This window comes from Planococcus daihaiensis, assembly GCF_049262615.1.
Taxonomy (GTDB): domain Bacteria; phylum Bacillota; class Bacilli; order Bacillales_A; family Planococcaceae; genus Planococcus.
Map to the genome: position 1 here is coordinate 2,255,862 of NZ_CP175504.1, position 20,957 is coordinate 2,276,818.

Sequence of the window (20,957 nt, forward strand, 5' to 3'; positions counted from 1 at the left end):
TATTTTATATTCTATTCTACTGCGTCCACTATTATTTTCCCGTCCAGATTTCTAATTGCCAGTATCGAATTGTCCTGGACAATGTCTGTTTCTAAAAAACCAAATGAAGCATACAATGTTTTTGCTGTGAGATTACTTGTATGATAAAAGAGTGCTGCATATTCGGCTTCTCCATAAGGCATAACTTCAATATCCATTAACATTTTTTCAAAGGCAAGCTTGCCGTAACGATTCCCCTGATAACGCTGGTCAATCATAAAATGATGGACAAAATAGCACATCTTTCTATAAAAAACTTCATTCTCAAATGATTCATGATTCAATATATCATAGGAAAACATCAAAAACCCTACCACAACTCCATCAGCATAAATGGCCAAAGGAATAGTTGGATCGCCGTTTTCATTCAACACATAAGCATCTGCAATGCATCTGAGATTGTTGGTTAGTATAAAATCTTTCTGGTGTTCTTCAACATCAAGCGCTATTACTGCATCCATGTTATCCGCGTCTATTTTTCGTAACTCAATCATCTTTTATCTCCTCTAATTTCTCAATTATAAAAATAAAGTCTACAAATAATATTCTCTTTTGTTTACTCTTTTTCCTCTATAATTTCTAACCCTTGTTTTATAAAATACATCGGTTGTTGAATAACGAAGAAGTCCTGTGTCAAATCCAATTTAGATTCTTAACTACAATTGTACGTAGAAAAAGCCGTATCCAGGAACCTTAAGGGTTAATGGATGCGGCTTTCGTAGTTTTATCTGGCAATATCCTTCTTGTCCTCATCCAATGCATAATTGTGCAGTTCCCTGGGAAACGATATGAAAACTGTTATTTGCTGAAATTAAAAGTTACGCCGGACAGCTTCTCTGAAACTTCCCAGAGTTTCGTGCGGATGCCCTCATCATTCACTGCCGGATCAGGTTCCTCTAAAACCGGATAGCCTTTCCGTTGGCCCTTGCCATCCGGCCCGATATATTCGCCACCTTTTATGCCAGGGTCAGTTGCGGCATAGACTGTCGGAAGTGCCCCCATTGTGGCAGGCTGGAGATAGCGGTTCATGAGCCCTCTGAATATTCGGGGCGCGAACTTAAAAAGATTGGTCGCAGAAATCCCGGGATGGCAAGCAATGCTAAGCGTCGATAAGCCATGTTGCTTCAGTCGCTTATCGAGCTCTGTCGCAAACATTAAATTAGCGAGTTTGCTTTGGCCATAAAATTTCATCCCTTTATAGCCGTTTGAGCCGTCCAGGTTATCAAAATAAATGGAGGCTTTTCGGTGGGCAAGACTGCTGAGTGTTACCACGCGTGAATTCTCTGTATGCATAAGCAGAGGCAAGAGCAGGCCAGTCAAGGCAAAATGCCCGAGGTGGTTGCTGCCAAACTGCAGTTCAAAGCCGTCATTCGTCTTCGCATAAGGAGGCGTCATAACGCCGGCATTGTTGATCAGCAAATCGAGGGAATCAAATCGGCTGATAACATTTTCTGCAAAAGCCCGTACACTATCCAAATCGGACAAATCGAGTTTCATGACTTCAACAGCTGCCTGAGGAGATTCTTCAGCAATTTCTTGTTTAGCTGTATTTCCTTTTTCGATATCACGGACAGCCAAGATGACCTGTGCACCTTGTCGGGCGAAGATTTTAGCTGTTTCAAGTCCCAGTCCGCTGTTCGCCCCCGTAATTATGGCTATTTTTCCTGTCAATGTATGTTGTTCCACAAAATCAGCTCCTGGTATGATAGATTCTTTTATCTTACTTTGTAAAAAGTCTGCAGATTAATTAGTTCAGTGTCAAGGCTCAAACACCTTGCTCTTAATTGTGCCGTTCCCTGGGGAGCGATATTGTGCTGAGGTGTAATTTTGGTGAGTGCTGTTGCGTGGTTTTCCATATATACCGAACTCCTAATAATTTTCTCGACTATTAAAAATATGCACTTTTCGAATGGCTTGCGCAAGGGTGGTTTTAACGCTGGAGAAATTGCCTTTCGTAGAAAGAAACTATTTTAAATTATCCCTTTGGCCAATATAATAACTAAATATTCAAATTTTTAAGATTTTGACTGGTAATCGAACGTAAGTTCTGTTATATTAAATGCATATCACTATGGAATGAGGTGTATTTCGATGGTGCTTGCAATCAAAGAAGTGAACGGATTTGAAAAAGGAAAAAAATATACTAGGGATCTTGAGTTTTTGTCGTGCTATAAAAACGACGAACATCGAGTAGTCGCTTTAGTGGATAGAGATGGCAATGTTCTTTATTGGACGACTACTAAAAATTCGCCTGAATATCGAAACTTCCGCATAAAAGCTACTTATACATTTAAAGTCAGTTATATTTCTACAATAGTTGGCCCTACAGCCCCTAAGGTTGTTATTGCGGATTTGAATGACGTAACAGCTGAGAACGGTATGTATAGTAAGGCAGAGCAATATAAATTAAATGCTTGATATATATTTGTAAAAAGAATCTTGACACTCTCAAGGTTCTTTTTGTTTAGATATATAAGTGTTAGTCTTCCCATCCGAGATTTGAGATTACTTTTTTCTGTAGTGTCGAGACTTGTAAAGAATCGCTTCCCAGGGAAAGAAACAATTCTAAACGATTTTGACAATACACTACAATTTATACTTTATACATAACCACACGGACTGCATCAACATGTCAGGTGTGGTTTTTTCTGTTTATTCATCCGTATAAATTGTTTGGGAATTGTGCCGTTCCCTGGGAAGAAATTTAAAAGAGAATTTAAATTATAGTAGAGAGAAACAAGTTAAAGTATTCATTACTTCGTTCATAGAAAAGCGAAATTTCGCAAAACCCTTCTTAGATAAATAAATCTAAGAAGGGTTTTTTCTGCACATTCTACTTTTAATCAAAAATCCTTCAAATAATAGACGTGTAAAGATTTAATTTTCTGATAAATTTTAGTAGGTTTTTATAACTAAGTATAGGATAATATTACCAACGAGATTCTATTTTGCGAAGATAATATATAACTTACTTTATTGATTAAAATTTTGTGGGAAAGGAATATGCATATGGACTTCATAGCAATAGACTTCGAAACCGCAAATAATCGGAGAGACAGTATTTGTTCCATTGGATTAGTTAAAGTAAAGGATAGGGAAGTAGTTGAACAAATTCATACTTATATTAACCCTGAGCAACCTTTTGATTCTTACAATATCATGATTCATGGAATTGATGAGGAGATGGTAGGGGATGCTCCAACTTTTAAAGAGTACTGGCCAATTTTAAAGCACCATATTGAAAATGAGTTGATAGTTGCCCATTTCAGCAGTTTTGATATGAGTGTTTTGCGTCATTCATTAAATGCCATCGAAGAACCATATCCGACTTTTCAATATGCCTGCTCATACCAGATATCTCAAAAGATTTGGCCAGAGTTGATAAATTATAAACTAACTACATTAGCGAAGTATCTGGGAATCGAGTTTATACATCATGATGCATTGGAAGATGCATATGCTTGCAGTGAAGTCATCAGTAGAGCTTTGGAGGCATCCGATAGCCATGATCTTAATGAGTTAACGAAGAAATTCAATATGAGGTTGGGTAAACATGACGGTGAATCCTATATCGCTTCAGGGAATCAAAAGACGAGAAGCGATTTGTCTTTGCTTAGCACTTCAAATGAGGAATTTGATACAGAGCATCCTTTTTACGAAGCCAGTATTGTTTTTACTGGAACGCTCAACTCTATGGTCCGTAAAGAAGCGGCGCAAAAAGTTGTTGATCGGGGCGGCGCCTGTTCGAATAGTGTTAATAAAAATACATCCTATTTAGTTATTGGTGATTATGACCTGACTCGTTTTTCAGAGGGCTTTAAAAGTTCTAAAATAGTCAAAGTTGAGACGCTTTTAATAAAGGGCCAAAGAATTGAAATTATTAGCGAAAATGAGTTTGTCAGAATGATTTAATCGTTTTGGATAGTAAAAGATAATTTCGGAGTTTAAGAGAGAAACAGGGGGAAGAGACATGATTCAAGATACAACATTAAAGTACTTTCAGTTATTAGCGAATGATCCGCATCATCGTTATAAGTCATGGGAACATAACTATTTATTCTTTAGAGAGAATCATAAACACTTGGATGATGAGAAAATCAGTGACCATGCCAGCTTGCATTTAGCATTCTATTTGGCAAGTTGGGGAATGTTGAGGGGCGGGTCATTTCTCTAGCAGAAAGACTACAAGGTCCATAGCTATTTCATAAAGTCTGTAGTAGCTAATCCGAAGTATTGGGTATTTTTTACTGATGAACATATCGAGAAAGAAGAATACGTACCGCTGGTCGAAGAATTGATAAAAGAAACCTCGAAGATTTACCGTGAATCTGTCACAGAAATCAACGGCATAAAAAAATCTGTGGAAATCACTGATACTCTTATCTCAAAAATACTTTTAGGAGTTTACGGCAATGTACCTGCGTATGACCGGTACTTCAAAGCAGCTGTTAAAGAGGCCGGCATTTCAGCTGTTTTAAATAGTAAATCATTGGAACAGCTCATTGTGTTTTACGAAGAAAACAAGAGTCAATTCAACGAAGTTGCTGATGCGATTTCGAAAGAGATTGCTTATCCTCCGATGAAACTTGTAGATATGTATTTCTTCACAAAAGGGATGGAGAAGGATAAAAAAGCAATAGAGGATAATTCGATTAAAGTTAATAGCATAAAAGCCAGAATTTCGGACGTGACTAATAGAGGATCTGAAAACAATTCTAAGCTTCAGCGAATGAAGAGAAAAGGAACAATAGTAGAATCGGTTAGGGATTTTATTATCGAAAAGCTGGAGCAAGAAAAAGCGGCTGGTGCTGAATTTGTTGATTTAAAGTCAGGAGATATTCACCGGCAGATGAATTTCAAAGATAGGCTACCTACAGTATGTGATGCCATGTATAGTGTTTCTTCGTATCGACAGGAAGTTATATATCAAACGGCTAGTAAGAAAAGCTCCACTAATGTAGTTCGTTACTTTTTTGATTGATGAACAATACAACCACGATTGATATATCGCGTCCTAGGGAAAGAAATAATTCTAAACGATTTTGACAATACACAACAATTTATACTTTGTACATAGCCGCCCCGGATCCATCAATATTTTGGTTGTGGTGTTTACTATTTATTCATCCGTATAAGTTGTTCGGAAATTGTGTCGTTCCTTGGGAAGCGGTATTAATGAGTATGATATTCATAAACTTTATTCCAGAAAATATAAAGAAATATTAAAGAGAAAAGAGGAACAATAATATTTAAAACTTATTTTTCTATTAATAAAATTACTTTATGGATGAGCTTTTGTAACCGCTAGAATAATTCGGGATTTTTCCTGCTTTCTGACAAATACATTTCATACAAAGCACTTAAAGCTTTATCCGCTTGGAGGCGAGGCAGGATGCCATTTATGAACCTATTATTTTTCTTTTTGATTGTATTCGTAATAAATTCCATTTTGAAGTTTACGATTCGAAAACTGTTTAACATTGAACCGAGCAAGAGAGAGTTTTTTTCCTATAACCACATCAATAAACTGCACCGGAAGGTCGACTGGTTTGTGAGGTTGGGCACGTTGATTGCGGGCCTGGTGCTCCTTTATTTTGTAGCTTTGGATGAACACCCGCCGTCGTATTATTTGGTTGCGGTTATTGGATTTATTATGGTGGATGATTTGGTTAGGGCGTTCTTCGAATGGCGAGCATCTGAAAACCCGAAGCAGTCCATTCTCACACTGACTCAGATGACTGTTTTTGTGGCAGCGATTGTGTTCGTCATCCAATTCAGCTTCTTCTTTTTCGGCGGATTTGAGGGAGTGGTGACCGAAAAGACGGATACGAGTTTCATGGTGGAAGTGACTTCGTTCAATTTCGAGACCGGACCGACCATCCATGAAGTCCACATGACGGATCATACGCAGTTCAAGGGGAAGGTTCTTGGTTTTGATGATCTGAAGGAAGGAACTCTTGTCCGGGTGATGCCATTCGATTTACCTTCAGATTTCCCTTATAAGCTTGCTTCGGAAGTGATTGTGGAGTGATCCCTTATTGTGTCATTCCCTGGGAAGCATAAGTAAATTTTTATTTTTAAGCATAAATGTTTGCGACACAGGGAGAATCTGGGGACCGCTGGAAAGGAAATTCAAGCCCACAACCGACTGCATAACGAGCGACAGATCATCATCGAGCCGCATCAAGTATATATAAAATGCAGTATCGGATGAATAAATGAATTGTGCAGTTCCCTGGGAAGCTTAGTTAATTTTTCGTCTGTTGAGCCAATTCTCTCTTGTTAACTTCATATTAATAGAGTCAATCCAGCTGCCTTCGAACTCCATGTCGTTTTTATCAATGCCCGATAGTATAAAGCCAACCTTTTCATATACATGCCTGGCTCTTGGATTAAAGTCAAAAACGCTTAAAGTTAGTTGGTTGAGTGTTGTATTTTCAAATACATAATCAATGATCAGTCGAGTCGCTTCTGTTCCCAATCCTTGATTTCTTCCCCTCGGTCCAATGAGAATCCTGAAATTCATACTATGATTTTTTTCATCATATGCATTGAGCACCACTTCTCCTACTAAGAAGTCCTTGGATGGGTCAACAATAGCAAGATCCAAACGATCAGTTTGTTTATTTCTTGTATTGTACCAATTGAGCGTTTCTTCTCGATCAAAATCCGAATTGCTTCCTGTTAACTTTAAGACTTCGGGGTCCTTTAAACATTCCACTATAAAAGGAAAGTCCTCATCCTTAAACGGTCTAAGAATAACTATTTCTCCTGTTAGTAGTGGTTTATCACCTAGATAGACCATTCACTTTACACGCCCTTCATTCGTTTTTTTCCCTTCACAGCTCAAGCAAGTTGCAAAAAAAGTCCGTAAGAATCGCGTCCCAGGGAAAGAAACAATTCTAAACGATTTTGACAATACACGACAATTTATACTTTATACATAACCACACCGACTGCATTAACATGTCAGAGGTGGTTTTTTCTGTTTATTCATCCGTATAAATTGTTTGGGAATTGTGCGGTTCCCTGGGAAGAAATTTACAACGCCTTGCTCTTAATTATGCCGTTCACTGGGGAGCGGAATCCAGTGAGGGAAATCAACAATGCGGGTGGGGCTTTTTTATTTCTAATTTAGAACGCTCTATTTCTTTTTCAATTTCGATTAATAGGTTGTTCTGTTCTAACGCCAGTAATATATTTTTTCCCTTATCGATCCATGTATCACCCTCTTGATTCAATAAATTCAAACAGATCCCTTTACGTACATATGTCACAGCAAGTTGTAAATAAGTAGAATGCTTTTTACAAAGAACAATTAATTCATTCAAGCCGGATAATGCATCAGATATTTGCCCATCTTTTATCAGCAGTAAAGTCGAATTAAGTAGAATATTAATCTTAATTCGTTCAATATTACGGAAATTATTATATCGATCAATACTTCTGAAAATAAACTTTTGTATTTCCAATACATCTGCAATGGGAAAAATAAAAAGTATTGAGTTTAGTAATAATATATCGGTTACATATAAACTATTTCGTTTGGATAACCTATCCCAAATAGGTAAGACAATGGTTGTGGCCTCGTTAAAACTATTGGTTTTATTTGCTGAAACTAAAGCTTCACAAATTCTATGTATGTCACGAATTAAATAGTCTTCCTCATTTTTCAAAAAGGCTTTTGTGTCCCATACTATCCGATTCAACGTTTCTGTATCATTGAAGCTCATATTAAAAAAGTCATTTGCAATACGATCCCGATCAGAGAAATTATAACCGTTTTTTATAAAAACTAATTCTTCAAAAGACAGTTCTAACTTTTCGACTATCTTTTCAAGTACACCAAATCGGATTTCCCGATTATGTAATTCAAACTTAGAATAGGCACTTTGTGTCATTTCACTGTGACTTAAATAGTCCTGGGAATAACCTTTATCTATTCGGATATTTCTAACTACAGAGCCGTAATAGCTCATTTGCTACCTCCTATATATTTCAGTCTTTTAGGAATATTTTAATTAGTTTCGTATATTGTACCCTAAAATTTATTTTTAGAGGTGCATATGATGACAGCTAAAGTCGTTGCGATCCTTGAAATTTGGTTTATTGGGGTAGGTTAGGGTTGTGCTTTTCAAGATGTATTAAGAATCGAATTAAAAAATCCAGTGTCGCTCCCTGAGAAGCAGAGTTTGGGGATTAATTACAATTTATTGAGGTGAACTCATTGTTCGTTATTAAAAGTGATCTTAAAAGGTTTTTGTTGAAGCATCCTACTACTAATGGATTCATTGTTATATGTGCATTAATTGCTCTTGCAACTATTTTCTTGCACGGGGGCTATAGCAGCACGAGTATTGTTGATTTTGGTGGACTTGATAAAGAGTTAATAGAAGAAGGGCAACTTTGGAGATTATTCACCTATGGTTTTGGGCACATGAGCCTTTTTCATTTACTATTGAATATACCTGTCCTCTTATTTTTAGCCCATCCACTTGAAAAATATTACGGTCGCAGGTTATTTTTCGTAATCTCTATCTTTTTAACTACTGCTGCGGGCATTACCATATATTATTTTTATGAAGGACCTTATCCATTAGCAGGATCTTCCGGTTTTGGTTATGGGTTGATGGGAATATACGCATTTTACCTGATAAAACATTCTAGTAAACTATCCTCTTACGATAAGAAGCTTATCTTATTCATTCTTCTCATAGGTATCATCTCGACATTCACTGTGCCAAATATTAGTGTATCCGGTCATATTGGAGGCTTAATCAGTGGGTTTTCTTTAGCCTTTATTTTATATTCACTAAAAAAAGGTTTGAAAACCAAACAATTTTACACTGTGCCCAGCAATTAATAAATGGATGATGTGAAAGGCTGTTACCTAGGTAAGCATCTAATAGTGAACACTTTGTTTCTTAGAAAAAAATTGCATCCCTGGGAAAGAAACAATTCTAAACGATTTTGACAAAACACTACAATTTATACTTCATACATAACCACACGGACTGCATCAACATGTCAGGTGTGGTTTCTTCTGTTTATTCATCCGTATAAATTGTTTGGGAATTGTGCCGTTCCCTGCGAAGAAACCGTTAATTTCTTTCAAACTAAAAATGACTCCCTGAAGGAAATTTGGATTTTATTTGGGAAAAATGTAAAATAAACTTATAAAATAAATTGAAACAATCAAAAGCTTTTAACAACAATAGTGAAAAGGCGGTTAAAAATATGGATTGGTTAATTTTATTACTTATAGCGTTAGGAATTACTGGGGTATTATTGTTTTTTTATGGCATTAGGAATAAATCTTTTTTGTTAATTTTTTTCGGTGCTACTGTTTTGATAGCGCTATTATTTTACAGTGTTAATTTAACCGTTTTTATGCCTTTTGCTCCACCCCTTGCGTTGGCAATTGCTTATTTTGTTAAGAAAAGAACGATTGCTGCTTAAATATATTGTAAGTGTCGCCTCCCTGTGTCAAACCCAATTCAGTTAATCAACTACAATTGAAAGCAGAAGAAGCCGTATCCGGTAGCCTCAAGGGTTAACGGATACGGCTTCAGTATTTTGAATTGGAAGGTTAAATATTCATAATTGCTCGTGACAGGGACAATCTGGTAACTGCTGGAAATTCAATTTAGCTGTTTCGCCCTGGACATTTCCTTCATTATCATATTGATAAAAGAACACTAATTTACAGCACCCTTAATCTACAGTTCTTTTCTTGCCAGCCTCATCGGACACCGCTACGATTAAAAAAAGCCGAAGAAACGAAGATGTGAGAAACCGGTTAAGTTCTTTATAGATAAATCGCTTCCCTGGGAAGTGGAATGAGTTATTCTTGAAGGAGAAGTACTGGGTGAGCAAGGAGAACTGATGGCAAAAGGAAGAGGCACATTCAAGGTTTTCACAATTAAAACACATGGGGGCAGAACCAATGGAATGGATGAAGCAGCGCCAAGAAGAAATGATCAAATTGCTCGAGCAGCTGGTCAATACCGACAGCGGCTCTACATATAAAGAAGGAATTGACCGTGTCGGGGATATGTTAAAGGGGCATTACGAAGCGTTGGGGTTTGTGGCGGAAACGATTGAAAACGAGCAGAATGGCAATCATCTTCTGTTCCGCCAGCCGGATGCGACAGAGCCGAAAATCCTTCTGCTCGGTCACATGGATACAGTGTTCGCGAAAGGAACAGCGGCGAAACGCCCTTTCCGGAGGGAAGACGGTCGTGCTTATGGACCGGGAGTTGCAGATATGAAAGGCAGCCAGGTAACTCTATTATACGCTATGGAGTATTTGGCAGAACACGACCCGGCTGCCCTTCGCAACGTTATTGTTCTCTTAAACAGCGATGAGGAAATCGGTTCACCGACATCGCGTGAATTCATTGAAGAAACCGCGCGTCCAGTCGATTACGCACTCGTCATTGAGCCCGGTCGAAAAGACGGTTCCCTCGTTTCGTCCCGTCGCGGAGGAGGCCGTTACGAAATGCATGTCCAAGGACGTGCAGCTCATTCCGGAGGCGCACCGGAAGATGGCATCAGCGCAATTGAGGAATTAGCTCATAAAATCATTAAACTAAACGCCTTGTCCGATCATGCAAACGGCGTTTCCGTTTCCGTCGGCATCATTGAAGGCGGCGAAGCCGTCAATATGATTCCTGACCGCGCGACCGGTTACATTGATGTCCGTGTTAATACGGAACAGCAGAGCTATGAAATTCACGAACGCATCGAGGCAATCTCTGCAGAACCGGACGTGCCTGGGACGACCATTCGTCTCGAAGGTGGGATCAATCGTCCACCGATGGAATTCAACGAAAAAAACCGGGCGCTGCTCGAACAGGTGAAGAGCGTAGGTGAATCATTTGGACTGGATGTCACTCACGTTCATGCCGGCGGCGGCTCAGACGCTTCATTCCCGTCCGCACTAGGTGTCGCGACCATCGACGGTCTCGGTCCAGTTGGCGGAGAACTGCATAATGTGAAGGAATATTTGGAGCTCGACTCACTTACCGAGCGTTGTTATCTAGTTGCGGAGACTGTGCGGAAATTATCGAAGTAAAAAGAGTGCATTCAATTTCTTTTTGAGTAAATCGCTTCCCAGTCTCAAAAAAATTCTAAACGATTCTGAAAATGTATTACAATTTATACTCTTTACATTGCCATGCCTTCTGCATCAACATCGAGGGTGTGGCTTTTACACTTTATCCATTGGTATAAAATGTGTTGAAATTATTTTCGACACAGGGAAAATATGGAAATTGCTGGAAACATTTCGGCTCGTCGTCCTACTGTGCCGCCCTTGGAAACGGAATTATATATCTGGCAATATGCCTCCTTGTCCTCACATACCCCAAAAGTATATAGTTAAAAGAACGCTGCTTCATTCCAATAAAAGGCAGTGCTTATTTTTGGAAGGGGATTTCAGAATACTATGAAGAAACTGACAGAATTGGCAAACGAACTGGACGTGCGCAAAGCGGAATACAGCCGATTAAACTGGACGCTGTATACGACAGGCTATGACTTTGGCATCGAAGGCGCTTATGAAAAGATCATGGAAATGATGAAAGATAAAGAAAACTTCGGCTTGATCGAATCTTATATGGAACAGGATCTGTCCGCAACGGACAAAAGGCGAGTGGAAATCGTACATAACAGCTTTAAGCCTTTTCACCTGACGGATGAGTTGAACGCGCTGAACTTGAAAATTCAGCAAAGGACGAACGAACTGCTGAAAATCCTCAACAGCTTCCGCTATCAATTGGACGGCAAGGAAGTGTCGGCTGTGGAATTGGCACAAGTGCTGAGCATCGACAGTAACCGTGAAAAGCGGAAACAAGCTTATTTTGCCCGCAACCAGATCAATGGCTTGATGGTCGACAACGGTTTTATTGAGTTGATCCAGTTACGGAAGGAATACGCCAAGCAATATGGAGCGGAGAACTTCGTGGCCTATATGCTGGAAGCGAATGAACTGGATGGGGGCCTTTTCGACAGCTGGCAGTCGGAGCTTCAGGAAATCCTGCCGCAAATGAAAGAAGGCAGAAAGAAATTTGCGCAGGAATTTCTGGGCGAAGACGAGATCCAGCCTTGGGACGAGCAATACATCCAGTCCCAAATCGCGCCTTCCCTGAACGAGACGGTCGATATGTCGGAATACTACACGAATATCCAGGAGCTGTTCAGTTCATTTGGCATTGACCTTTCGGCCATGAACATCACGTACGATATTTTTCCGCGGGCCAATAAATCCGAATGGGGCTATAATTTCACCGTAGAAACCGGCAAAGATTCCAGAATACTCGCCAATGTGAAAAACAAATACTTTGAATACGGTGTGCTGCTGCACGAAACCGGCCACGGCGTGCATTCGTTCCTGCTCGACCCGGAAGAAAAGATCCTCAATGAGGGCGTCAGCGGCATCATCAGTGAAGGCATCGCGAATTTATTTCAGGGCTTCCTTTACAGCCCTACGTTTTACGGCAAGTTCTTCAAAGACGGGGAAAAGGTTGGAGAGGAGTTCCGCAGGCTGAAAGAATACCAGAAGCTCAATTCGCTCCGGAGCATCAGCCGCATTTTCTTTGACCACACCCTGTATAAAAACGATATCACCTCACTCGATGATATTCACGACTTATACTGGGAGAACCAGCTGGCTGTGTTAGGTGAGGGCGCATTGGACCAGGCGCCGCCATGGGCTTACATGATCCATTTCACGACGCATCCCATCTATCTGCACAACTATTTTATGGGCGATGTCACCTGCGCGATGCTTGAGCAGGTCTTCAAGGAAAAATACGGAAGGTCCATGGAAGAAATGCCGGAACAGTTCGGCCAATTTCTGCGGAGCGAAGTGATTGAGCCTTCAGGCACGTTAAAATACAATGATTTGTTTAAAGGGATCAGTGGCCGCGATTTCTCGCTGAAGTATTTATTGGACCAATAAAAAACGCCGTATCCATTAACCTCAAGGGTTAACGGGTACGGCTTTGATATTTTTTTTGGTTTAATAATCGTATTAAAATTGAGCATTAACATTCTCTAAAAACGCATATTCATATTATCAAAACAATTATATTACAATATGTTACAATATGGTTTGGGAACATCATAAGGTCAAGAACCTATTGAACATGCAGGTAGTATTAAGTGTAAAGAAGAAATTGAAGCGATGAAAATTTCTGTTAGAACAGCTGAAGCTGGTATGATACGCATGATGGAAGCACTGAAACCAGGTATGACCTTTAAAGAATATGCTGAAAAAAGTTGGGAAATACCTGATGAATTCTTCCTTAATCGTTACTTTATGGTTGCATATGGGGTGGGCCTTAGTGGTGAGTGCCCTTATATCATCTGCCCACAGGACTTGGATGAAAAAATTTTAAAGTGATTTTAATTAGCGTAACTAAAGAAATTTTAGTAGCGGTTAATGCGTAGAATAATAATTTTATTTATTTAGTAAGAGATAAGGGACTTATAACTCTTGACCTTCTCTTTATTAGTAAGCCCTTATCAACAATATATTAGGAGGATTTTGATGAAAAATTTCAACAAATTATTTCCCGCATTATCGTTAGGAACGCTGTTATTACTTACGGCGTGCAACGGAGACGAAGAATCCGGTTCAGCAGAGGAAAGCACAGAAGAAAAAGGATCCATTTCCATCGGTATGAACAATTGGGCAGAGAATGTAGCAGTATCAAACATGTGGAAGATTGTTTTAGAGGAAAAAGGATATGACGTATCCCTGGAACCGGTGGAAAAAGCCATTCTTTATGAAGGGTTATCCAGTGGAGACTTAGACATCGGTATGGAAATCTGGCTGCCGAATACTGACAAATCATTCTTTGACAAGTATGAAGAAGAAATTGAATGGCGTGAGACATGGTATGAAGGAACGGATTTAGCCCTTGTTGTTCCTTCTTATATGGAAGATATAAACAGCATTGAGGATTTAAAAGCAAATCAGGAACTATTCGATTCCGAAATTATAGGAATTGATCCTGGGTCCAGTCTTATGGGATTAACGGAAGAAGTTGTTTCCGAATATAATCTCGATTATGATTTGATCCCTTCGTCTGAGCCAAGTATGATTGCCGAATTGAAAAATCGCTTAGAAAATGAAGAACCTATTGTCGTAACATTGTGGAAGCCACACTGGGTGTTCGCAGAAATGGATCTAAAAATTCTTGAAGAACCTAACAATATTTACGGTGATTCGGAAAATATCTTATATGCGACACGTCAAGGATTAGAAGATGACCATCCAGAAGTTGTGGAATGGTTTGATAACTTCATGCTAAACGATGCACAGCTTGGAAGTCTAATGGCAGATTTAAATGAAGCCGATTCAGAACAAGCTGGAGCTCAAAAATGGATTGATGAAAACCAAGATTTAATCAATGAATGGATTAATTAATCACGCCCCTGTGTAAAAAGGATTCAGTTTATTAACTACAATTGCATGGAGAAAAAGCCGTATCCAGAAACCTCAAGGGTTAACGGATACGGCTTTAGTATTTTTACCAGTAAAATTAAATAGTCATAAATGTTTGCGACACAGGGAGAATCTGGGAACTGCTGGAAATTCAATTTCGCTATTTCGCCCTAGATATTTCCTTCATTATCGCGTCGCAGGGAAAGAAACAATTCTAAACGATTTTGGCACGACACTTCAATTTATACTTTATACATGACCACACCGACTGCATCAGCATGTCGGTGGTGGTTTTTTTTTGTGCATCTCTGCAAATTGGTCGTGAAATATGTCGCTCCCTGGGAAGCGGCATATTTTTACCGTCCAATGGACCAATGTGAAAAACACATTGTAGTTCAGTAGTCCGCATTCAGGCTGTATCATTTGGTTTATTTTTGTAAATATTCAAATTATTTCGTGTTTCGTAGTTGTCATAATGATTTTCGTTTACTAGAATAAAATAGAAATAAAATTTAATTTTCCAAAAGGAGGAAATATATTGACGATCAAAAAACCCTTTGCCCATATCATGCTTGCTGCAGTACTGGCGCTATCAGCGGTGCCTTCCGCGTTTGCGCACGATGAACTCGATAGTTCGGGTGTTTCAAAAGGAGAGCGCGAAGTGTTTTCCAATGAAGAAATTGCGAATCTGAGCGAAGCGAAGGTGGAAGGATCCAAGAATCTTTCATTCCTGAAGGAAGCTGGCGCTGCGCAGTTAAAAGAAATTGACGGCGTCCAGAACAACACAGCTGATGTTTTCGCCCATAAAGGCTATGCCTACGTCGGCACCCATACCGCCAATGGCGGCAACGGCGGCGTCCGGGTCTTTGACTTGAAAGATCCCGCCAATCCGGTGGAAGTCGCGGTCTTTGCAAATGATGACGTAGAAAATACGTGGCAGGAAAAAGTCATCGTAAAAAGTGTTAATACTCCTGACTTCAAAGGTGACCTGGCCGTTGTCAGTGTCCAGCAGCTGAACCGTAATGCGGAAGATACGTCCGGCGGATTCCTTCTATATGATGTGACCGATCCGGCCAATCCTGAAAAGCTCGGCTATTGGGAAACGTATGAAAACACGCGCGGAACCCACGAACTTTATTTGACGATGCAAGGCAACAGAGCGCTTGTGCTGACTTCCAATCCATACGCTGATTATTACAGCAACGGCGAACACAAAGACTTTACGATTGTCGATGTTTCCAATCCTGCAGAACCGGAAACACTGTGGGAATTCGATCCGCGCATCCTCGATGAAGTATCGGCTGACTTCAACGGTTATCACTGGGATTCACCGGATGGCAAAACCCGTCCCGTGTTCAATCACAGTGTCATCACCGACAATAATGCGCAATACGCCTATGTCTCGATGTGGGATCTCGGCACGATCATCTTTGATATTACAGACCCTGAGAATCCGGTCTACTTGAGCAGCACCGACTATGCTTCGAATCAGCAGGGCTCCGCCCATTCGGCAGCTTTGGCAAAAGGCGGCAATGTGCTGATTGAAACACGGGAAGTCTCTTCGCCTGTGCGCCCGGGATACGAAGAATCTTACGGTTATACGCGCATTTTTGACATCAAGGATAAAGCGAATCCTGTTTTATTGAGCGAGTTTAAAACGGACTTGACCGAAAAAGTCGAAGACGGCCCGACTTTCGCCAATACGGTGCACGATCCGAAAGTGCACGGCAACACGCTTTACTTGAGCCATTACGCGGGCGGCGTCTATGCGGTGGATATCACCGACCCGGCCAATCCGAAACAGATCGGCCAATATGCACCTGACCAGTCAGATGTCTGGGGCGTATTCGTGGACCGCAATTACGTGCTGGCTTCCGATATGGCCCAAGGTTTGAAAGTACTTGTAAAAAATAACGCCAAACAGCAGAATAAATAAGCTTTTATGAAGAAAATAATAAACCCGCACCTATCAAATCGTTTGGATTTGAGAGATGCGGGTTTATGCTGTTTAGAATTCGCGTCGCTGTGTAAAAAACATTTCTGAACGAATCTGACTATACACTACAATTTATATTGTATACATTGCCACATCCGCTGCATCAGCATTTTGGGCGTGGCTTTTTCTTTTTGAATGGTTCCCTGGGAAGCGAAGTTAATGACATTTTGAAAGAAAAGCGAAAAATTTACTGCAGCGAATATCAGTGAATTTCTTGCCTCACTCCACTCCAAAAGCCACAATCCCATAAGCCTCCAAATACATTTTCAACACACGCAGCCACTGCTTTTCACTCGCAAGCGCCACATGCCCATCGGGTCGAATCAGGTACAGCGCATCTTGCTTGAATCCTGCGTCTTGCATTCTAGCTTCCCATGCAAACTCATGGAGCTGGAGCGACTGCGAGCGGGCAAAGTCAATTAGCTCGGGCTGCGCTTTGCCGTATATATGAATTTGCCAATCGACTGAGCGCAGCGGCCCGAAATTATCGCCGCTTGCGGTTTCGATCCAAGGCAAACGCATGCCGCCGTAGACTTTGCCGGCTTTGCCCTTGCTCAAGGGGCTGTTGCGGTAATTGATGTGGATTTGAGACAAAATCTTAAACGCATTTTTTTGGGAAAATGAAAATTTGAACAGCGACGGCAGGACATAGGGTACCGCATACTGGCGCAATAAGGTGCCGCGCAATTTTTGGCTGACGATCGTTTTGAACGCTGTATCGGTCGTCGCGATCAACCGACGCGCAAAGACGATTCGCTCTTTTTCGTACGTGCTCAATATTCTGGGAGCGGCTTTCCCTTGAATCACCGCTGCGAGCTTCCATGCCAGATTGATGGCGTCCCCAATGCCGGTGTTCATGCCTTGTCCGCCGGCCGGGCTGTGCAGGTGGCCGGCATCGCCTAAGATGAAGATACGCCCTTTGGCAAATTGCTCGCTTACGCGGTTATGGACACGGTACGTCGAAAACCAATTGACCTTGGCGGCGTTCACACGGATTTTATTTTCAATATAATCACTGATTTCACCGTATTGGAGATCGGTGCGTTCGTTCAATTCCTCTGGCACGATGCCGAGGATTCGTTTGGTTTTGGCGTTCCGGACGGACATATAGAGCATAAAGCCATCATCGTCCATGTACATGTCCATCTTTTCCATGTCGTCTACCGGTTTCTCGGTTTCGATATCGGCGACAAAGAATAATTGCTTGTACGTGCCGCCGGGAAATTCGAGTCCCAGTCCTTTTCGGACCATGCTGCCGGCCCCGTCGCAGCCGCATAAATAGGTAAATTCCGCTGTTTCTACCGGCTGTCCTTGTTGTTGCAAAACGACGTTTACGCCTTCTCCCATGTCTTCAAAAGAATGCAACTCGGTGTTCCATTCCACTTCGACGCCTATTTTACTTAATTCGTCCACGAGAATTTCTTCGTGCTCGTCTTGCGGCAAACTCAAGATAAACGGAAACGGGCTCAGTCCTTTGCCCAAATCATGGAATTTCAGTGTGGCTTTCACTTCTTTGCCGTTGCTGATATCAAGCGACAAAATGGGATGCCCCCGCTTGATGTTGCGTTCGGCCAGGCCAAGTTGCTCGTACTGCTCCAATATGCGCGCATGTACAGCGAGCGCACGTGACGCTGTGCCGGTTCCTGCGTTTTTATCGATAATTCGAAACGGCACGCCTTGACGCGCCAGGCTATAGGCAAGAGCCAGGCCAGTGGGGCCAGCTCCGACGATTAAAATTTGTGGGTTCATCATGGAGACCTCCTAATGAGTATCACGCCTGCTGATCGATTGGGTTTCAAGTGTCATGTAAAGCTATAAAATCGTGTATAGGAAAAGTTCTTATAAGAAAAAGCACGTGATACCGAACGAAAAAGCTCTTATACAGCTACTATATCCTTAATCGACCCATTTCAAGCAAGCGATGCTTAAAATTAAAAATTAAAACCGCATCCCTGGGAAAGAAACAATTCTAAACGATTTTGAAATACAGTGCAATTTGTATTTTATACTAAGACCCATCAACTACATCAGCATTTCGGAAGTGATTCTTTCATTTTATGCATTGAAATGAATTGTTTGGGAATTGTGACGTTCCCTCGGAAGCAAGATTTAATTCTTATAAGAAGAGCCTGGTATTTTTTTAATATAAGGTTTTGATTATAAAAATCGCTCATTTAATGGAAATTATTATATGTTAAGATATATTTTGGGACTTAGAAAAGTAAACCTTTAAAAAATCTGCACGGACTTAATTTATGGAGGTGTCAAAATGGATTTAGTCATCAAAGAGTTAACAAAATCATTCAATGACAAACAGGTATTAAAAGGGATTAATTTAACGATTAACTCAGGACAGATTTTTGGTTATCTGGGGAGAAACGGCGCTGGGAAAACGACATCCATGCGAATTCTGATGGATGTATTCAAAGGAGACAGTGGCTCGATTCTGATCGACGGCAAAGAGTTTAAACCAACTGATTATCGAATTGGCTATTTGCCTGAAGAACGTGGGATGTATGCGAAATTTAAAGTGAAAGATCAATTGGTTTATTTTGCTGAACTCCGGGGTGCTACCAAAAAAGAAGCTAAGCATTCCATGAAGAAGTGGGCCGAAGAGTTTGGGATTGATATTTATTTAGACCAAAAACTTGAGACGCTTTCAAAAGGAAACCAGCAAAAAGTTCAAATTGCACAAGCTTTTATTTGTGAACCGGATATTTTGATTTTGGATGAACCTTTTTCTGGGCTGGATCCTGTCAATTCGAAAATTTTTCAGGATTCGTTATTGAACTACATAAGAGAAGACCGGATCATCATCTTTTCTTCCCACCAGATGGGGTATATCGAATCCTTTTGCGACGATATTGCCATTATCAATGACGGGAAGATCGTATTGGATGGGGATTTGAATGAAATCAGAAAACAACTGGGCGAAGGCAAAATTCGTTTGAGATTTGCGGATCAGCGAAACCTGGATTTTTTAGCCGCCTATGATTATACAATTGACAGAGAAGACGTTATTTTAACGCTTCCTCCAACTGAAACGAAAAAATCATTTATTGAAGGTTTACTCAGCCAAGGGATCGAACTTTCGATGTTTATGGATTACTTACCAAGTCTTCAGGAAATATTCATTGAGAAAACAGGTGATAACAATGACAAAGCTTAAAACAGTATTTAACTTTGAATTGCTTGGAATGATCCAAAAGAAAAGTCTGATCGTAGCAACGGCCATCATGTGCGTGATTACGCTGCTGCTAACATCAATTCCCACTTTCATGGTTTGGTTTGGAGGGGAAGAAACAGAAGAGGATCCCAGTGGAAACGGGGGAGCTGCCGAAGAATTTACGTTGGTATACGACAATGATGAGCTGAGAGAAGCCCTCAGTCCGGTGTTGGGGGAAGAAACCTATCCGTCGGAAACGGAATTGAGAGATGCAGTTCAGAATGAGGAAGTTGCTTCCGGATTTGTCGTGGAGGATTATAATCGCTATACCTACATCTCTTTCGACAGCACCGCTTTTTCAGCTGAACAAATGTCTTTTGAGTCACAATTGGAAGTACTCAATGAAAACCGGTTGTTTGACGAAAACGGCATAGATAGTCAAAGGGTCCGCGAAATTTTGAATCAGCCCATCGAACAGGAAACCGTGTTTTTGGGGAAAGATTCCGGATCAGGAACAGCGATTGCCTTTGGTGTCTTGATCACGATGTATATGCTCATTCTCTTGTATGGAGCAAATGTGGCGACCTCGGTAGCCAGAGAAAAAGACTCGCGTACGATGGAGCTGCTCATCACCTCCAGTAACCCGCGAACATTGATACTTGGAAAAGTCGGGGCGGTCGGATTGACCGGCATTTTACAGGTTGCGTCAATAATTATATTTGCTGTGATTGGATTTATGCTGAATAAAGGGAACTATCCTGAGTTTCTGATTGATATGCTCCAAGGAACCATGACGATGGATGTGGTTCTTGTTTATATTTTATTTTCCGTATTAGGTTACATCTTATACTTGTTTATCTATGCTGCTTTAGGAAGTTTGGTTTCAAAGGTGGAAGATGTGAACTCTGCAGTTACACCGATAACATTCTTGTTTGTCCTGGCTTATTTTGCTGCAACATTTGCGACGAATGCGCCAGATAATACCATTGTGAAAGTCACATCGTTTATCCCGTTCATCTCGTTATTTACGATGCCGATTCGTTATATGCTGACAAGCGTGCCAATCGCATCCCTTTTAATATCAAGCGCGATAATGGTGATAACAGTAGCGTTATTTGCCGCGTTATCCATTCACATTTATAAATTCGGTGCATTGAATTATGGCAACCGTCTTAAATTTAAAGATGTCATCAAATCTTTCAAAAAATAGTTCAGGAACCTTGTGCGAGCAAGGTTCTTTTTTATGGAGGACTAAACTCGCGTCCCGGGGAAAGAAACAATTCTAAACGATTTTGACAATA

19 protein-coding genes are annotated in these 20,957 nt (G+C 40.6%); 14 read left to right on the forward strand and 5 right to left on the reverse strand.

What is annotated here, in order from left to right:
- Positions 1 to 11 precede the first annotated feature (11 nt).
- Together DHX103_RS11100 and DHX103_RS11105 are read right to left on the reverse strand one after the other, a co-directional pair.
- On the reverse strand, positions 12 to 533 hold the full coding sequence (locus DHX103_RS11100) for a GNAT family N-acetyltransferase (RefSeq protein ID WP_422122345.1): 522 nt from the start codon (positions 531 to 533) through the stop codon (positions 12 to 14).
- Positions 534 to 837: 304 nt separating this feature from the next.
- Complete coding sequence (locus DHX103_RS11105; RefSeq protein ID WP_422122346.1) at positions 838 to 1,725, reverse strand: oxidoreductase; 888 nt, start codon at positions 1,723 to 1,725, stop codon at positions 838 to 840.
- 405 nt (positions 1,726 to 2,130) lie between these two features.
- On the opposite strand from DHX103_RS11105, the gene DHX103_RS11110 reads away from it, so the two are divergent.
- From DHX103_RS11110 to DHX103_RS11130, 5 genes are all read left to right on the forward strand, one after another.
- Positions 2,131 to 2,457 carry a hypothetical protein gene (locus DHX103_RS11110; protein WP_422122347.1) on the forward strand — a complete coding sequence of 109 codons (327 nt, stop codon included), beginning with the start codon at positions 2,131 to 2,133 and terminating at the stop codon, positions 2,455 to 2,457.
- A 591-nt stretch (positions 2,458 to 3,048) separates the two neighbouring features.
- Positions 3,049 to 3,951: an exonuclease domain-containing protein gene (locus DHX103_RS11115; RefSeq protein ID WP_422122348.1), complete on the forward strand. Its 903-nt coding sequence runs from the start codon at positions 3,049 to 3,051 to the stop codon at positions 3,949 to 3,951.
- A 58-nt stretch (positions 3,952 to 4,009) separates the two neighbouring features.
- On the forward strand, positions 4,010 to 4,213 hold the full coding sequence (locus DHX103_RS11120) for a hypothetical protein (RefSeq protein WP_422122349.1): 204 nt from the start codon (positions 4,010 to 4,012) through the stop codon (positions 4,211 to 4,213).
- Positions 4,214 to 4,333: 120 nt separating this feature from the next.
- The gene (locus DHX103_RS11125) at positions 4,334 to 5,020 is read left to right on the forward strand and encodes a hypothetical protein (protein WP_422122350.1); all 687 of its coding nucleotides are present in this window, start codon (positions 4,334 to 4,336) and stop codon (positions 5,018 to 5,020) included.
- A 420-nt stretch (positions 5,021 to 5,440) separates the two neighbouring features.
- Positions 5,441 to 6,070: a DUF4181 domain-containing protein gene (locus DHX103_RS11130; protein WP_422122351.1), complete on the forward strand. Its 630-nt coding sequence runs from the start codon at positions 5,441 to 5,443 to the stop codon at positions 6,068 to 6,070.
- Between the two features lie 213 nt (positions 6,071 to 6,283).
- Here DHX103_RS11130 and DHX103_RS11135 read toward each other — a convergent pair whose 3' ends face one another.
- Both DHX103_RS11135 and DHX103_RS11140 read right to left on the reverse strand, forming a co-directional pair.
- Entirely contained in the window at positions 6,284 to 6,844 is a 561-nt protein-coding gene (locus tag DHX103_RS11135) for a GNAT family N-acetyltransferase (protein WP_422122352.1), read from the reverse strand.
- Between the two features lie 295 nt (positions 6,845 to 7,139).
- On the reverse strand, positions 7,140 to 8,018 hold the full coding sequence (locus tag DHX103_RS11140; protein ID WP_422122353.1) for a helix-turn-helix domain-containing protein: 879 nt from the start codon (positions 8,016 to 8,018) through the stop codon (positions 7,140 to 7,142).
- A 248-nt stretch (positions 8,019 to 8,266) separates the two neighbouring features.
- Here DHX103_RS11140 and DHX103_RS11145 point away from each other — a divergent pair, with 248 nt between their 5' ends.
- The 7 genes from DHX103_RS11145 to DHX103_RS11175 all read left to right on the forward strand — a co-directional run bounded on the left by DHX103_RS11145 (position 8,267) and on the right by DHX103_RS11175 (position 16,430).
- Positions 8,267 to 8,902 (forward strand): rhomboid family intramembrane serine protease, encoded by a 636-nt coding sequence (locus tag DHX103_RS11145; protein ID WP_422122354.1) that lies wholly within the window; start codon positions 8,267 to 8,269, stop codon positions 8,900 to 8,902.
- Positions 8,903 to 9,276: 374 nt separating this feature from the next.
- On the forward strand, positions 9,277 to 9,498 hold the full coding sequence (locus tag DHX103_RS11150) for a hypothetical protein (protein WP_422122355.1): 222 nt from the start codon (positions 9,277 to 9,279) through the stop codon (positions 9,496 to 9,498).
- 487 nt (positions 9,499 to 9,985) lie between these two features.
- Positions 9,986 to 11,116, forward strand: a complete 1,131-nt coding sequence (locus tag DHX103_RS11155; RefSeq protein WP_422122356.1) for a M20 family metallopeptidase — start codon at positions 9,986 to 9,988, stop codon at positions 11,114 to 11,116.
- A 372-nt stretch (positions 11,117 to 11,488) separates the two neighbouring features.
- Complete coding sequence (locus tag DHX103_RS11160) at positions 11,489 to 13,003, forward strand: peptidase M3A and M3B thimet/oligopeptidase F (RefSeq protein ID WP_422122357.1); 1,515 nt, start codon at positions 11,489 to 11,491, stop codon at positions 13,001 to 13,003.
- A gap of 225 nt (positions 13,004 to 13,228) precedes the next feature.
- Entirely contained in the window at positions 13,229 to 13,447 is a 219-nt protein-coding gene (locus DHX103_RS11165; RefSeq protein ID WP_422122358.1) for a hypothetical protein, read from the forward strand.
- A gap of 147 nt (positions 13,448 to 13,594) precedes the next feature.
- The gene (locus DHX103_RS11170) at positions 13,595 to 14,476 is read left to right on the forward strand and encodes a glycine betaine ABC transporter substrate-binding protein (RefSeq protein WP_422122359.1); all 882 of its coding nucleotides are present in this window, start codon (positions 13,595 to 13,597) and stop codon (positions 14,474 to 14,476) included.
- A 586-nt stretch (positions 14,477 to 15,062) separates the two neighbouring features.
- Positions 15,063 to 16,430 carry an LVIVD repeat-containing protein gene (locus DHX103_RS11175; protein ID WP_422124759.1) on the forward strand — a complete coding sequence of 456 codons (1,368 nt, stop codon included), beginning with the start codon at positions 15,063 to 15,065 and terminating at the stop codon, positions 16,428 to 16,430.
- A gap of 279 nt (positions 16,431 to 16,709) precedes the next feature.
- On the opposite strand, the gene DHX103_RS11180 is transcribed toward DHX103_RS11175, so the two are convergent.
- A complete protein-coding gene (locus DHX103_RS11180; protein WP_422122360.1) occupies positions 16,710 to 18,239 on the reverse strand; it encodes an FAD-dependent monooxygenase in 1,530 nt (509 codons plus the stop codon).
- Between the two features lie 520 nt (positions 18,240 to 18,759).
- On the opposite strand from DHX103_RS11180, the gene DHX103_RS11185 reads away from it, so the two are divergent.
- Both DHX103_RS11185 and DHX103_RS11190 read left to right on the forward strand, forming a co-directional pair.
- Positions 18,760 to 19,659 (forward strand): ABC transporter ATP-binding protein, encoded by a 900-nt coding sequence (locus tag DHX103_RS11185; protein WP_422122361.1) that lies wholly within the window; start codon positions 18,760 to 18,762, stop codon positions 19,657 to 19,659.
- The gene (locus DHX103_RS11190) at positions 19,646 to 20,866 is read left to right on the forward strand and encodes an ABC transporter permease (RefSeq protein ID WP_422122362.1); all 1,221 of its coding nucleotides are present in this window, start codon (positions 19,646 to 19,648) and stop codon (positions 20,864 to 20,866) included. Before DHX103_RS11185 ends, DHX103_RS11190 begins: the two co-directional genes overlap by 14 nt.
- The last annotated feature ends 91 nt before the right edge of the window (positions 20,867 to 20,957 follow it).